Annotated in this window: 12 protein-coding genes; 2 read left to right on the top strand and 10 right to left on the bottom strand. The window is 34.1% G+C overall.

All coding sequences use genetic code 11. From position 1 onward, the window contains the following. The first annotated feature begins 519 nt into the window (after window positions 1–519). Entirely contained in the window at window positions 520–1,428 is a 909-nt protein-coding gene (locus GCQ56_RS01375) for a DMT family transporter (protein ID WP_152732600.1), read from the top strand. On the opposite strand, the gene GCQ56_RS01370 is transcribed toward GCQ56_RS01375, so the two are convergent. Then, window positions 1,425–3,926, bottom strand: a complete 2,502-nt coding sequence (locus GCQ56_RS01370; protein WP_152732599.1) for a PAS domain S-box protein — start codon at window positions 3,924–3,926, stop codon at window positions 1,425–1,427. The two genes, GCQ56_RS01375 and GCQ56_RS01370, sit on opposite strands and share 4 nt — an antisense overlap. Before the next feature lie 229 nt (window positions 3,927–4,155). Next, window positions 4,156–5,508, bottom strand: coding sequence for a cyclic 2,3-diphosphoglycerate synthase (locus GCQ56_RS01365; RefSeq protein WP_152732598.1), 1,353 nt, complete (start codon window positions 5,506–5,508; stop codon window positions 4,156–4,158). A gap of 266 nt (window positions 5,509–5,774) precedes the next feature. Here GCQ56_RS01365 and GCQ56_RS01360 point away from each other — a divergent pair, with 266 nt between their 5' ends. Then, window positions 5,775–6,398: an ACP phosphodiesterase gene (locus tag GCQ56_RS01360; protein ID WP_152732597.1), complete on the top strand. Its 624-nt coding sequence runs from the start codon at window positions 5,775–5,777 to the stop codon at window positions 6,396–6,398. On the opposite strand, the gene rodA is transcribed toward GCQ56_RS01360, so the two are convergent. From rodA to rsmA, 8 genes are all read right to left on the bottom strand, one after another. After that, entirely contained in the window at window positions 6,352–7,776 is a 1,425-nt protein-coding gene (gene rodA / locus GCQ56_RS01355) for a rod shape-determining protein RodA (RefSeq protein WP_152732596.1), read from the bottom strand. The genes GCQ56_RS01360 and rodA overlap by 47 nt on opposite strands. A gap of 4 nt (window positions 7,777–7,780) precedes the next feature. Further along, the gene (gene mrdA / locus GCQ56_RS01350; protein WP_152732595.1) at window positions 7,781–9,643 is read right to left on the bottom strand and encodes a penicillin-binding protein 2; all 1,863 of its coding nucleotides are present in this window, start codon (window positions 9,641–9,643) and stop codon (window positions 7,781–7,783) included. A gap of 15 nt (window positions 9,644–9,658) precedes the next feature. Beyond that, window positions 9,659–10,162 carry a rod shape-determining protein MreD gene (locus tag GCQ56_RS01345; RefSeq protein ID WP_152732594.1) on the bottom strand — a complete coding sequence of 168 codons (504 nt, stop codon included), beginning with the start codon at window positions 10,160–10,162 and terminating at the stop codon, window positions 9,659–9,661. Beyond that, complete coding sequence (gene mreC, locus GCQ56_RS01340; RefSeq protein ID WP_152732593.1) at window positions 10,159–10,986, bottom strand: rod shape-determining protein MreC; 828 nt, start codon at window positions 10,984–10,986, stop codon at window positions 10,159–10,161. Before mreC ends, GCQ56_RS01345 begins: the two co-directional genes overlap by 4 nt. A gap of 43 nt (window positions 10,987–11,029) precedes the next feature. Then, window positions 11,030–12,052 (bottom strand): rod shape-determining protein, encoded by a 1,023-nt coding sequence (locus GCQ56_RS01335; RefSeq protein WP_152732592.1) that lies wholly within the window; start codon window positions 12,050–12,052, stop codon window positions 11,030–11,032. A gap of 85 nt (window positions 12,053–12,137) precedes the next feature. Beyond that, the gene (purH, locus tag GCQ56_RS01330; protein WP_152732591.1) at window positions 12,138–13,670 is read right to left on the bottom strand and encodes a bifunctional phosphoribosylaminoimidazolecarboxamide formyltransferase/IMP cyclohydrolase; all 1,533 of its coding nucleotides are present in this window, start codon (window positions 13,668–13,670) and stop codon (window positions 12,138–12,140) included. A gap of 273 nt (window positions 13,671–13,943) precedes the next feature. Next, on the bottom strand, window positions 13,944–15,302 hold the full coding sequence (gene mgtE, locus GCQ56_RS01325) for a magnesium transporter (protein ID WP_152732590.1): 1,359 nt from the start codon (window positions 15,300–15,302) through the stop codon (window positions 13,944–13,946). Between the two features lie 24 nt (window positions 15,303–15,326). Further along, the gene (gene rsmA, locus GCQ56_RS01320; protein ID WP_152732589.1) at window positions 15,327–16,118 is read right to left on the bottom strand and encodes a 16S rRNA (adenine(1518)-N(6)/adenine(1519)-N(6))-dimethyltransferase RsmA; all 792 of its coding nucleotides are present in this window, start codon (window positions 16,116–16,118) and stop codon (window positions 15,327–15,329) included. Window positions 16,119–16,292 lie beyond the last annotated feature (174 nt).

Raw genomic sequence — 16,292 nt, 5'->3', positions numbered from 1 at the left:
GTTTTTCAAGTTAATAAGTCAATTTATCTTTACCTTTAAAGCAATTGCGATTTCACTTTATTTTTTACACAACACCTTCCTTCGCTATCTTTTCTCCCTTTTTATATTGCTTAATTCTTTCTGCTTGTATTTTTGTTCCTTTTTCGGATTACAGCATTCCTTTTGAGAATTTCAGTCCACCGATCACTTACTTTATATCAACAAAGTAAGACTTCTTACTACAGATCTAACAATTCTTCTAAATAATTCATTATTACTTTATAATTTTTTAATATTATTCTACAACAATGAATTACTTCTTCTCTACAATTTACAACTTTATTAGTGTAAACATCTAATATTCTATTCCCTTTTTTATGAAATCTGTTCCCTTTACCAAGTAATTGAAAATCTGGAGCAAGATTCGCATTCCCTAAATCAATTCCCTTAAAATTTCTTTGATCTTACACATTCACAACTGGTATTGTTAGTCTCGAATATTAAATCCACTTTTGTTCCAACGAATCACAAGTAGTAGAAATGAGAAAAACCGGTAAATTAAAAGGAAGCATTTTGGCACTTTTAGCCACTATCAGTTTCTCGAATGTGTATATTTTTAGCAAGCTTGCAATGGAGGATATCAGCCTGGTATCTTTCGGAATATTATGGTTTGGCTTAGCTCTATTGTACAATTACTTGTACTACGTCTTTTTTACCGAACGTAAAAAACTCTCTTCGCTACCTAAAAAATCAAAAAGTGTTTTATTACTTATTGGATGCTCCGAAGTCATTTCGATTTTTGCATTTTTCCTTTCCATTCAATTGACCGAAAATCCTGCTATAGTCTCGTTTCTGGCAAATACATCACCTATTTTTGTTATCCTTATTAGTTTCTTCTTTTTAGGAAGCAGATATCGCCCTTTAGCTCTGATAGGAATGCTAATTACTTTTCTTGGTGTTGGGCTTATCAATTTTAACAATGGAGGATTCGATTGGCAATCGCTTACCAGTAAGGCTAGCATATCAGCAATAATTTTTGCAATATTTTATGGTGTTAGCCTAGTTTTGGCAAGATCGGAAATTCGTAATATTCCTGCAGCAATGATCACGGTAAGCCGTAATCTTTTTCTGTTTATTGGCTTTATTCTTTATGCGATATTTTTAATGGAAATGCCGTACTATACTACTAAATCAATAATGTATGTAGGACTTGGATCATTTTTTGGTCCTTTTATGGGGATTGTCCTCACCTTTGCTTCGCTAAAATATGTCGATGCGTCGATAACTACATTAATTGGTACCTTGCGCAGTGTATTTATAATTGGTGGAGCTTACCTATTCATGAATATTTTACCAAATTCGAATCAGCTGATAGGTGGAACCTTAACAATTCTAGGCATTCTTATCATTACATTTAATGATATAAAAACAATGAGAAATACTCATTAAACCAAAACTTTTCTAACTTCATAAAAAAGCTCTTCCTTGCTAAATGGCTTGGTAATGTATCCGTGGCAACCAGCCTCAATACATTTTTCCTCTTCCCCTTTCACTACATTCGCAGTTTGAGCAATAATTTTTGAAGTTACATCAGTTTGCTTTAATTTATCAAGACATTGTATGCAATCTTCCCCTGGCATATTGATATCAACGAGAATGATATCTGGTGCGATTTCCTTGGCAACCTGTAACATTTGCGTACCATTATCGGCATATGATATTTCAACATTCTCCTCTTCGAATAATTTCTTCACATACAAGTATGAATTGTAATCACTCTCAGCAATTAATATTTTCTTTCGCCCTAAATCTTCACAACAAGCGCTTTTTTCACTACTAAATGTTTTAGTTTTCCAATTACATTTTGCAGGAATTGTGAAATAGAAAGTACTGCCCTCACCAAGTTCAGATTCGAAACGTATATCACCTTCAAGCAACTCAATCAATCCCCTGCAAATACTTAAACCTAAACCTGTTCCGTCATTAAACTGCTCCTCATCTCCTTGTCTGAATCGTTCAAAAATAACACCATGTTTATCTTTGGCTATTCCCATTCCTTCATCTTTCACATAAATTTCAACAAAAGATTTTTGCTCTACTTCAACCAATTTAAATCCAACTTCAATTTTTCCCGATTCAGAAAATTTAATCGAATTATTAATCAAGTTATCGAGAATTTGACTGAAACGATTTTCATCGGTATTTAAAACAAGATTTACATATTCCTTAGGATAATTCAGAACCAAATCTAAGCCAGGTTTGGCTTGTAACAACTCATTTCGCTGTAATACTTCCACACTACTACTCATCAATTCAAACAGGTTTAAATCCTGTTTCTTAATTGCAACCTGATTCATTTCAAGTTTAGACAAATCAACAATGTCATCAATAATCTGAAGTAATCTACTGCCTGAATGTTGAATAATATTTACGTATTGTGATCTTTCTACATCATCGATATCCGAATCTACTAATAATTCCGAAAAGCCCATAATGGCATTCATGGGTGTTCGAATCTCATGACTCATATTCGCTAAAAAGATTGATTTTAATTTATCACTCTCCTCAGCTTTTTCCTTCGCCTTCATCAAGTCTGACTCAGCTTTCTTTATCTCTGAAATATCCCGGGAAACACCTAGAACCCCAATTGTATTTCCTTCGGAATCGTACATTGGGGTTTTAATGGTTTCTGTTAAAATTTCCTTCTCTGTTTTCGCGGATTTTGCCAAACTAACAAAACGAACCGTATCATTTAAGGCAAGTACTTCTTCATCTTTTTTAATATAAAACCTCGCGATATCATCATCATACATGAAAAAGTCAGTCTTACCAATCAAGTTTGATTTCTTAACCCCATTAAAATCAGCAAAATTATTATTGCATTCCAAATAAACCCCTTGCCTATCTTTTAGCCATATCATTTCTGGAACTGTTTCCAGTAAAGTTTTCAATCTACTTTTCTCTCTTTCGATTAATCTTATGTTCTCTTTTCTAACACTTATATCTCTTACTATTGCCCACAATGCTTTCGGCTCACCAAATTCATCCTTTAACAAATCAATTCGCAATTCTACCGGAATAATTCTTCCATCTTTTGCCAAACATTCCTTTTCATAAACTCCAGAACTTCCATTAAGCAATACCTCTTCCCTTATGATCCTATCATCTTCATCAAGCCATTTTTCGGGAGTTAGTTTTTTACAATTTACACTTAATAATTCTTCTTCCTCATACCCTAACAATTGCTGCAGGGCAGTATTGCACTCAAGTAAATTATGATCTAAATCCATTACCAAAAAAGCATCAGTCATAGTTTCATATAACCTACTGTATTTCTCCTCACTATTCGTAAGTGCTATTCGAAAATTCGAGTTTTCCATTTGCCTATTCATAAAAAGACCAAGCAACATATTCGAAATTGGATAAATAGTTAAAATTGGAAGAATTAAGTAGGAAATTGTATCAAAGATTTTCTCTTCAGGTAAGAATAAAGTACATAACAACATGGCTGCATGAACAGTGAATCCCATCAATAACAATTCTAACCACTTTAATTGAGTATCAATTTTTGGGAGAATTGATTTCCAAAATATACCTATGGCTCCAGAACTGATTATAACCGCAATCCCCATATATACACCATCTCCTCCTAAGGAAAAGCGATAAAATCCTGTAATTATCATTGCTATAACAGTGGGTATAGCCCCAAAAAATAAACCTGAAATTGAAAGGATTACAGAGCGAGTATCAAATGTCATTCCTGAGGAAGCCTTCCATCCTGACATCATTAGCACTATTCCAATAACTCCTATTATTACTCCGCAAAAAAATTGTCTTCGATAACTTTTAATATTGAGTTTCCCAAGCCAAAAATATTCATATAAAATGCTAAAACATAAGAGAATCGCGGTATTCCGGATTAAACCAAGCAAAATAGAGTCATCCATAAGTAAAACGTAGTCAGGGGTTTTTAGTAATTAGTCCTTTTGTATATTGCAATTACAGCAGCCGTGCAAAATATTTTATACTCTAAATATTGAAAAAGGTTATGCGTCTAAAAATCTTTTTTACAACATGTATTTCTGAATTTAATTTAAAATTAAAAGGTTCTAAAAACAAGAAAAGGAGTAGATTAACTATCTACTCCTTTATTTCACCTATACAAATATTTAATTACTAAACAGTTTGCTCTTCTAATTGATGATCTTTCACAAATTGATTAATAATGTGCGACATTTTCGGATATCCAATTTCCTCCAAATCATAATAAACTCGGGTATTTGGCTTTTTAATATTAATAATTCTATTCAAATCAATAGGGGTACCAATAATAACCGTATCACAATCGCTTGAATTGATAGTAGTTTCCAAATCTTTTAATTGCTGATCTGAATATCCCATTGCGGGAAGTATGTTACCAATATTTGGATAAATTTCATAAGTCTCTTTTAGCTTACCTACCAAATATGGACGTGCATCAATCTCTTCAGCAGCACCAAACTTTCGAGCTGCAATTGTTCCAGCACCAATCTTCATCTCACCATGAGTAAGAGTTGGACCATCTTCCACAATAAGAACTCGCTTGCCACGAATCATTTCAGGATCGTCAACACTAATTGGAGAAGCACCATCTATAACCTTAGCATTTGGATTTGCCATTGCAATACTTTCACGTACTATCTGAATCCCTTCAGGATCTGCCGAATCCATTTTATTAATTACAACAACATCAGCCATACGCAAGTTAACTTCACCTGGGTAATAATTTAATTCAGCTCCAGGACGATGAGGGTCAGCAACTGTAATTGTCAAATCTGGTTTATAGAACGAGAAATCATTGTTTCCACCATCCCATAAAATAACATCACAACCATCAGGATCTTCTTCAGCAGCACGTACAATTGCTTCATAGTCTACACCTGCATAAATAACATTTCCACGTGATACATGAGGCTCGTATTCTTCCATTTCCTCAACTGTACAGTTGTGTTTCTTCAAATCTTCAACAGTTGCAAAGCGCTGAACTCTTTGAGCTACCAAATCCCCATAAGGCATAGGATGACGAATAGCGATCACCTTTAATCCCTTATCCATTAATTCCTCAATAACCTTACGCGAAGTCTGAGATTTACCACATCCTGTTCTTGTTGCAACAACAGCAATGGTAGGCTTATGACTTTTAATCATCGTATCTCCAGGTCCTAACAACTTAAAGTTGGAACCAGCAGCATTTACAATTGCGCTTACATTCATTACTTTCTTATAGGACACATCCGAGTAAGAAAAGACACAATCATCAATACAGTGCTCCTTAATCAATTTTGTAAGGTCATCCTCTGCATAAATAGGAATTCCATCAGGATATAAAGAACCTGCCAATTGCGCAGGATATTTTCTTCCATCGATGTCTGGAATTTGTGCAGCAGTAAATGCTACAACATTGTACTCTGAATTGTCTCTGAAATAGGTGTTGAAGTTGTGAAAGTCACGACCCGCTGCACCAACAATAATGACATTTTTTTTAGCCATAGTCTCTCTTTCTTTAATTTAATATTCAACATTCGGTTAATGATTCTATAAAATTATAGTTTTATAGCTATTATGCTAATTTAAACAGAGCTAAGTTTAAGATTTTTAAAATGTTGCTTAACAGCGTTAAAAAACTTGACATTGGTTAAAATACACAGTAACTTATTAAGTTTGCTTTAAAAAACACCTTAAATAAGCATACATTTTTAATTGTACAGACTAACTTTCCCAATAATTTCTACCTTTCGGAAATAAAGATAAACCGCATGAATTTTTTAGCACATTTATATTTATCAGGTAATTCAGAAAAAATTAAAGTTGGCAACTTTATTGGTGATTATGTGAAAGGGAAAAAGTATCAGGACTACCAACCTGAAATACAAAAAGGAATTATTCTACATCGAAATATTGATTATTTTACCGATAAGCACTCTATAGTTCTAGAAAGTTCAAAAAAATTGAAAGAAGGATATGGAAGATATTCAGGTGTTGTGATTGATTTAATTTACGATCATTTTTTAGCTAAAGGCTGGAATACCTATCACACAAAACCGATTGAAGAGTTCGTTACAAAAACCCACGAAACACTTATTAAAAATTTCCTGGTTCTTCCAGCTAAAGTTAAAATGTTCCTTCCTTTTCTAATTCAAAGTCGCCGATTAGAAACTTATGCAGACATAGATGGTTTAAAAACAGCTTTAGACATTATGGCTAGAAGAACAAGCCTTCCTGATCAATCAGAATATGCTATAAAATGCCTAATAAACAACTATAATGAGTTTAATGAAGAATTCACTGCCTTTATGAAAGACATTCTCTCATTCGTTACCATAGATCATCAAATTAACGTAGCAACTCCAAACGGTTGGCATCTAAACGAAGAAAAATAAACAACAAAATAGTAAATGACCAAAGAGAAGATCCTCCATAACTGAAAAATGGCAATGGAATCCCAATAACCGGAGCCAAACCTATTGTCATTCCCACATTCACTGCTAAGTGAAAGAATAATATACATGCTACACCGTATCCATAAACCCGGCTAAAGGAAGATCTCTGCCTTTCTGCAATAAAAAGTAGCCTAAGAATTAAAGTAAGCAATAGTAATAATACAACTGTAGATCCAATAAATCCCCACTCTTCACCAACTGTACAAAAAATAAAGTCGGTACTTTGCTCTGGAACAAACTTAAATTTAGTTTGGGTTCCGTTTAAGAAACCTTTTCCGCTAAAACCTCCGGAACCTATTGCAATTTTCGATTGAGCAACATTATAACCTGCTCCATACGGATCGGACTCAATTCCTAACAATTCATTGATCCTGGTTTGCTGATGCGCTTCCAAAATATTATCGAAAATATATCCTACCGAAAAGGTGTAGAAAATACTTCCAAAAACAATTAAAATAATCCACCCGGCACTCTTCAACTTGTTTTTATAAGTATGAACTAAGAATGGTATTACGTTTAAGCAAAGCGATATTATCAATATCACATAAAGTGATATTTCAATTTTCAATCCTTTAAAAGCTAACCATACAATACCAAAACCAGATCCTAACATTAGAATGGCTTTTCCAATGGATTTCCAATTTACTCCTGAAAACTTAGCAATAATGATACTTCCGATTACAATTATCAGTAAAACAGTAAACTTAGACCATAGTAAAGTAAAAATAAACAACAAAGCCGCCAATAATCCAAGAAACAAAACAATTCCAGATAATCCTTCACGATACAACACCAACACAAATACTGTATAAACCAATGCAGATCCTGCATCACCTTGAAGTATAATTAGTACAGTAGGGGTAAATAATATCACACCCGAAATGAAAAGAGATTTTATTTTATGGATCTTAAAATTGTACTGTGTTACATATCTTGAGATTGCCAAACAAGTAGCAAACTTTGCAAATTCGGCAGGTTGAAAGCGAATCGGTCCCAACTCAAACCAAGATCTTGCTCCTTTTACATCTCGTCCTAATACGAGGACTGCAATCAAGAGAAATATCATGAACAAATAAGTGGGGTAAGCAAAAGCCGAATAAAACTTACTCTCTATAATTAATATTATTATTGCAAGAATTGAGGCTGCTCCAATCCACATTAACTGCTTACCATATCTTTGAGAAATATCAAAAATACTTTGATGTTCTTCGTTGTAAACCGCAGCATAAATATTAATCCATCCCAGAAAAACCAGCAATGCATACAAGGCAATTGTCCACCAATCTAAATTCTTTATCAAGCTTACTCTTCTGGTCATTATTTTAGTTCTTTTTGGCTAAAACTTCTTTTTTCTTCTGTTCACCAATCAAATCAGCTTCCAGCATTCTTTTTTCAATCCATTTTTTACTCATTGAGATTTCTCCTTTCAGGTATTTCTCAATCATCAAACCTGCAATAGGTGCTCCATATCGTGATCCCCACACTCCACTTTCAACATAAACCACCATAGCAATTTTAGGATTTTCTCGTGGAGCAAAGGCTACAAATACCGAATGATCATCGCCATGTGGATTTTGCACTGTACCTGTTTTTCCACAAACTCTTATCCCTGGAATAGCTGCCAAATCTCCTGTTCTACCTTCACCACCTGTTATAACCATTTCCATTCCATCAATTATAGGCTCGAAATAGTTAGAATCGATGCTAGTTTTATTTTTTACGCGAAACCTTTTGTCAACCGATTTATCCTCACCTATTGCTTTTACTATGTGTGGCGTATAATAAAAGCCTTTATTGGCAATTGCAGCCGTCATATTCGCCATTTGCAATGGTGTGATTAATAGTTCTCCCTGACCAATAGAAAGAGAAATCATATTTAAGGCTTTTAGATTTGTTCTTTTATATACTCTCTGATAATATTTTAAAGTTGGAATAGAACCAGATAACTCATGTGGTAAATCACTATGGAGTCTATTTCCCAAACCAAATGAAGTTACATGATTTCTCCAGGTTTCAAATCCTTTATTTACTGATCCGAACTTCGGTGATTCTAAAATATATCGAAATGTATTCGCGTAATAAGCATTACATGAATGCATGATTGAATGTCTCATATCAAGCGGAGAAACATGATGGTGACAACCCATTTTTCGGCTTCCATAATAGTATCCCATATTGCATTCAAAACGAGTAAAAGGACTAATTACTTTTTCTTGTAATCCTATTAAAGCATTAATCATTTTAAAGATTGATCCCGGAGGATACTGAGCCATCATAGATCTATCGAACAAAGGCTTTAATGAATCGTTCTGAACAAGCGCCCTATAGTTTTTACTCATTACTCGTCCAACCAACATTTCCGGATCATAACCCGGACTGGATAATTTTGCTAATATTTCGCCAGATCCTGGTTCAATTGCTACAATACCACCTTTTTTATTTTGCATCAACAATTCACCATACTCCTGCAAATCGATATCAATTGAAGAGTATACATCTTTACCAGAAACAGGTTTTTTATCAAATTTTCCATCACGATACGAACCTTTTATTCGATTGTATACATCAACCCAAAAAATCTTTTTCCCTTTTTCACCTCGCAAATCTTTCTCATAGGTCAGCTCAATACCACTTTTTCCAATATAATCTCCTTGCCTATAGTAATCATCGGAACTCATTTCTTTGTTGTTTACCTCGTTAAGGTATCCTAAAGCATGAGCTGCACTCTGTCGAGGATATTTTCTTAATGTTCTGGGCTGAACAAAGAAACCTGGGAATTTATATAACCTCTCCTGTAAAACGGCATATTTTTCCGATGATAACTGCTTCAAGAAAATAGAAGCCTTACGGTAAGAATATATTTTTGCTTTTTTTATTTTTTTATCAACATCAGTTTTTTCAATTTCCAGCAGATTGCAAAAATCCAAGGTGTCAAAAGTTTTTACCTGACGAGGAATTATCATTACATCGTATACTGCTTGATTGTATACAAGTAATTTACCATTTCTATCATAGATTAGTCCTCGTGCTGGAAACTGAGTGATTTGACGTTGAGAGTTATTTTCCGCTGATAATTTATAGGAATCATCAACAATCTGTAGGTTAAAAAGTTTAATAACAAATATTAGAACAACGAGAATAAAGATGCCACCAATTACATATATTCGGTTCGAGAAATTATTCATTTGCTATAGGTTGATCTATTTTTTAAACATTAAAAACTGAGAGGTAACAAGTAAGGTTAAAGAGAAAAAACTACTAAAAATAATTCTCACCATCGTTTCACTAAAATTAGCGAACGAAAACGCTTCAATAATAAATAAAAATGAGTGATGTGCAACAACTAAAACCAATGCATATTTAAAAAACCATGCAAATCCATAATATGAAATTCCAGGATAGGTCCCAATTTCATATCCATCGCGTAAGGATAAATAATTCAACACATAAGGTCGAACATATCCCATAAATACACAGGCTGAAGCATGCATTCCCAATGTTCCCGAAAAAATATCAACACTGAATCCTAATAAAAATGATAAGGATAGCAAAAGCCAATTTGGGGTTTCAAAAGGAAGCAATAAAATAAATAATACATACATATATGGATTTAAAAATCCACTTACTTGTATGTTATTAAGTATTGCCACCTGAATTAGAACAAGTACAATAAACCTGATCGTATTTTTCAGAATAATGTTCATTCTACAACTCCTTCCTCAAGTTCTATTCTTTCCTCTTTCAATAAATCACCAATTACCTTTACATAGGAAAGACTCTTAAAATCATTCGACAGAAGAACTTTAACTTCCTGGAAATTACTTCCCGAAGAAGTCAGTACTTCATCAATTATTCCCAATGTCAAACCTTCAGGAAACGTCGAAGAAAATCCACTGGTTACTATGGTATCTCCTTTTCGCACCTGTACATGAAAAGGAATATCCAATAAAAGTGCTTTTCGGTAGTCTTTTCCATCCCAGCTCAATGAGCCAAAATAGTCGTTCTTCTTAATTTTAGCCGATATTTTTATCCTGCTATTTAATAAAGAAATAACCGAAGAATAATTTTCAGATACACTTTTTACAACTCCAACAACTCCATTAGCAGTAACAACTCCCATATCAGATTCAATTCCATGAATCCGACCTTTATTAAGTGTAATATAATTCAATTGTTTATTTACAGAGTTATTAATGATTTTAGCAGTACGATAAATATATTGCTGACGATACAATGTATCCGAATACATAAAAGAAGAATCAACAGATGATTTAAATGAAGATCCTAACAAATTATTCAATTTCGCATTCTCTCTGCTTAATTCCTCGTTTGTTTTTGCCAGTGACAAATAATCAATAACAGATGATACTTTTTCGTAAATACCACCACTAATAGAATTACTTGAATTCAGGAATTGAGATTTTTGATAGTTATTGTAGTTAACCAACAATAACAAACAAAATAATTCGAACACAATAAATAAAATCGTAAAATGAAATCGTACGATAAAATGTAACAGATTCTTCATTCGAAAATCAATTCCTTTAAACTTATAAAAGTTTCACTCCTGATTATCTTCTCAGGAATGAAAACTTATCTACATTTTTTAGAGCAATACCAGTACCACGTGCAACCGCTCTTAACGGATCTTCAGCAATATGGAATGGTATATTAATTTTATCGGTCAATCGTTTATCTAAACCACGAAGTAAAGCTCCACCACCAGCAAGATAAATACCTCTGTTCACAATATCAGCATACAATTCAGGAGGCGTTTGCTCCAATGCACTTAAAATTGCAATCTCAATTTTAGAAATCGATTTTTCAAGGCAGTGTGCAATTTCCTGGTATGAAACAGGCACTTCAATTGGAAGAGCTGTCATTTGATTCGGTCCCTGAACACGAAAATCTGTTGGAGGTTCTTCAAGCTCTGACAAAGCAGAACCAACATGAATCTTAATTTCCTCAGCTGTTCTTTCTCCAATTTTAATATTGTGTTGATGACGCATGTACTCTTGAATATCAATAGTTAAATCATCACCCGCAATACGAATCGATTTGTTGGTAACAATACCTCCAAGCGAAATCACTGCAATTTCAGTAGTACCACCACCTATATCAACCACCATGTTACCTTCTGGTGCTTCAACATCAATACCAATACCGATAGCTGCAGCCATTGGCTCATAAATCATATACACATCACGACCACCAGCATGTTCCGATGAATCACGAACTGCACGCATTTCAACCTCGGTACTACCCGATGGAATACACACAACAATTCTTAACGAAGGAGGAAATAAGCGAGGTTTCTTATTGATCATTTTGATCATCCCGCGAATCATTTGCTCAGCCGCATTAAAGTCGGCAATCACCCCATCCCTTAAAGGACGAATGGTTTTCAAATCTTCGTGAGTTTTACCTTGCATTTGACGAGCTTTCTCGCCTATCGCAACCATTTTCTCGGTGCGGCGGTCTAGAGCTACTATCGATGGTTCATCTACTACAATTTTATCATTGCTGATAATAATTGTGTTAGCTGTACCTAAATCGATGGCAATCTCCTGTGTTAAAAATGAAAAAAATCCCATATGGTAGCTGTATCTCTGTTATCTTATTTAAAAATGCCAATTCGGATATGAAAAGTACTTCTCATATCCGAACAAGGCAAATATTTTAGTGTTTAAAATGTCTCATTCCTGTAAATACCATAGCAATTCCAAACTTATTAGCCGCTTCAATAGAATCTTTATCTCTTATCGAACCTCCTGGCTGAATAATAGCAGTAACTCCTGCTGCATGTGCTGCTTCAACACAATCTGAAAATGGGAAGAATGCATCAGAAGCTAAAACACTTCCTTTAATTCTATCTCCACCTTGTCGGATTGCATTTTCCAACGCCCAAATACGACTTACTTGTCCTGGACCAACACCCGTTGATGTTTTGTCTTTTGCTAAGGCAATTCCATTTGATTTTGCATGCTTAACTGTTTTCCACGCAAACATTAAATCTTCCATTTCTCTTTCAGTAGGTTTTCTATCCGTAACAACCTCAAGATCTCCTCCAATTAATTCCTTATCCATCTCCTGAATCAAGAATCCACCTAAAACGGTTTTTCCTTTAAAAAATGAATAATCTGATTTCAAGATTTCTGGCAACTCCAATAATCTTAAATTCTTTTTCTTAGTTAATATTTCCAGCGCTTCCTTACTAAACGAAGGAGCAACAATAACTTCTAAGAAAATACCACTCATTATTTCGGCTGTAGCCTTATCTATTTCGCGATTGGCAGCAACGATTCCGCCAAAAATTGATACCGGATCAGCATCGTAAGCTCTTTGAAAAGCTACAGAAATAGTATCTCCACTACCAATACCACAAGGATTGGCATGCTTTGTTGCTACAATTGTAGGCTCATCAAACTCTTTTAAAGCTTCTAATGCTCCATCGGTGTCGCCAATATTGTTATACGATAATTCCTTACCGTGAATTTTATTTGCAGCAGTTAATGTTCCTTCTGTCTCTTGAATTTGAGTATAGAAGGTTGCATTCTGATGCGGGTTCTCTCCATAACGAAGATCTTGTTTCTTTTCGTATGTGAGCGTTAAAGTCTTTGGTGATTTTACATTCAACTTTTTGTTGAAGTATCCTGAAATTAACGCATCGTAATGTGCTGTATGTTCGAATACCTTTGCTGCTAAATACTCTTTCGTTTCAAAACTTGTATCACCTGATTCTTTTAACTCTTCAATTACTTTCGTGTAATCTTCAGGATCTGTAATTACAGATACAAAATTGTAATTCTTAGCAGCAGCTCTCAACATAGTTGGACCACCTATATCAATATTCTCAACAATATCTTCGTGACTTGATTTAGGGTTTAAAACAGTTTCCTTAAACGGATAAAGGTTACAAACCACAATATCGATAGGATCGATTCCCAACTCAGCCATTTGCTTTTGATGCATTTCATTATCGCGAATAGCCAGAATCCCACCTTCAACATGAGGATGTATTGTTTTTAAACGACCATCAAAACATTCTGGAAATTGAGTTAAGTCAGAAATATCCATAACCGGTATTCCTTCAGCTTTAAATTTAGCAGAAGTTCCACCAGTAGAAATAATTTCCCACCCTAAACTTGTTAATTCTCTAGCAAATTCAACTACGTTTGTTTTATCAAACACACTGATAAGCGCTCTCTTCATGATTCTTTTTTTTGGAGGTATTTTATAAAATGGTATAATTTAATTTTTCTTGCGAAAAACTATCTCGGCTCATCGGTTTTGCAAATCATTCATTTATAATAATTTACGAGACATCTGAAAACCTCCTGCAAAGTTAAGAAAAACCTAAAAAAATCCGACCTGTGATATTACTTTTTGTTCAACTTTTTATTAGGCACAAAAAATAATGAAACTCCTTAATCAAAACATCAATTTAGATCTACGAACCAATGCACTTCAACAAACTAATTAATTCTATAAAACACCATAAAAATAGGCGCCAATTGTCAGATAGATTAACAAACCAACGATATCATTTAATGTTGTAATAAATGGACCTGTTGCCAAAGCCGGATCAACTTTTGCCCTATTTAGCATTAGTGGAATAATAGTTCCTGCAATTGCAGCGAATATGATTACGGCAAAAAGAGCAATAGAAACTGTCATTGTTAAAGCCATAGAATCCCCAACAAAATAATTCCATAAAAACAACAATGATGAACAGGTTAACCCATTAATAAGTGCTCCTCCTAATTCCCTTAACAATCTACTAAAAGTACTCTCGAAACCCAATGAATTATTCGCAATACCCTGTACTATAATTGCAGATGATTGTACTCCTACATTACCAGCCATTGCAGTAATTAGAGGAATGAAAAATGCCAATGCTGGTGTAGCATCTAGCTCTTTTTCTCGAATGGAAATAACCATAGCTGCAAAAATACCACCTACTAATCCAATTAATAACCAAGGAAGACGGGCTCTGGTCTGTAACCAAATGGAGTCGCTTGCTTCGATATCCTCGGCAAGACCCGAAGCCATTTGATAATCTTTCTCTGCCTCTTCACGAATTACATCAACAACATCATCAATGGTAATTCGTCCCATTAAACGTCCAATACTATCTACAACTGGTATAGCTACCAAGTCATACTTCTCCATAATTAAAGCAACCTCTTCATCCTTTTCATCGGTATGAACAGCCATTGCATCGGGTTGATAAATATTACTGATTTTAGCAGATGTAGAACTCAATATCATTTTTTTCAATGATAAGGTTCCCTTCAAAACATTATCATCATCAACTACATATACGTAATATATTTCGTCAATATCTTCAGCCTGACGACTTAATTCTCGTAAACATGTTAAAACTGTCCAGTTCTCGTTTACAATCACAAGTTCTTTCGCCATTAAACCACCAGCAGTATCTTCGTCATAATGCAACAAATCAACAATATCACCAGCTTGTTCAATATTTTCAATATGAGATAATATCTCCTCTTGTTGTTCTTCTGACAATCCTCCAATTACATCGGCAGCATCATCAGAATCCATTTTATCGATAAACTTCTTGGCAATAACTTCAACAGGTAAAGATTTTAAGAATCGTTCTCGATCATCATCTTCCAATTCTGCTAAAACATCAGCAGCAGTATCACCATCTAGTAAAAGGTATAGGAATTTTGCCTCATTTATGCTTAACTCATCATAAATTTCAGCTATATCTGCAGGATGCAATTCTTCCATTAAACCAATTGCCTCTGCTTCATTCTTTTCTTCGATAACTTCTTTTAAATTATCGATATATTCGCGAGTCAATTCAAATTGCATAACAATAAATTTTAAGTATAATTTTTATTCTCTTAGTTGTGTATTCAGTAATTCCTGCACTTTCAAAGTTAGATATACAAACTCTTGAACACTTAATTGTTCTGGTCTTTTAGACATCAACTCATCATCAAGTTTTTGATCTCCTAAAACGGCTTTCAAGGAATTTCTTAAAGTTTTCCGGCGCTGATTAAAACCGGCTTTCACGACTCGAAAAAACAATTTTTCATCACATTCTAGATTTGAGGTTGTATTTCGTTTCATACGAATTACTGCAGATTTAACCTTGGGTGGTGGATCAAAAACATTTTCACTGACGGTAAACAAATATTCAATATCGTAAAATGCCTGCATCAATACACTTAATATACCAAATGTTTTATTGCCTGGTACTGCACTCATTCTCTCAGCAACTTCTTTTTGGATCATCCCGACTACTTCAGGAATTTGATCGCGATGCTCTAAAACCTTAAAAAAGATTTGCGATGAAATATTATATGGAAAATTACCAATTACGGCAAATGGCTCTTTAAATAATGATTTTAAATCATACTTTAAAAAATCTTCTCCAATAATTCGATCCGACAACTGAGGAAAATTTTCTTTCAAGTAAGCTACTGATTCAGTATCAATTTCAACAACATGGGTCTCAAAATTATCATTCTGCAGAAGGTATTGTGTTAATACGCCCATACCTGGACCAATTTCAAGAACTTTTGAAACATTAGTAGCTTCCATCCCTGCAACAATTTTTTTTGCAATATTTAGGTCTCTCAAAAAGTGTTGTCCCAGATTCTTTTTAGCTCTAACGTATCCCATATCTTAATTTATTAATTTTTTCACCTCTCTCTTCGATTAACAAAAGTTAAAAACAGAAGCTTTTCAAAGGAGATTACAAACATTTACTTATTTTTGTAGCTTATATTTATTGCTCGGCAAAATTAGGACTTAATACCGAATAAGCAGGTATTCATGCCGAAAAATTAACCACCG

Origin of the sequence: Marinifilum sp. N1E240 (genome assembly GCF_009295825.1) — a bacterium.
Classification (GTDB): domain Bacteria; phylum Bacteroidota; class Bacteroidia; order Bacteroidales; family Marinifilaceae; genus Marinifilum_A; species Marinifilum_A sediminis.
The sequence above is the reverse complement of the archived record's forward strand: the minus strand, read 5'-3'. Positions and strand labels throughout refer to the sequence as shown.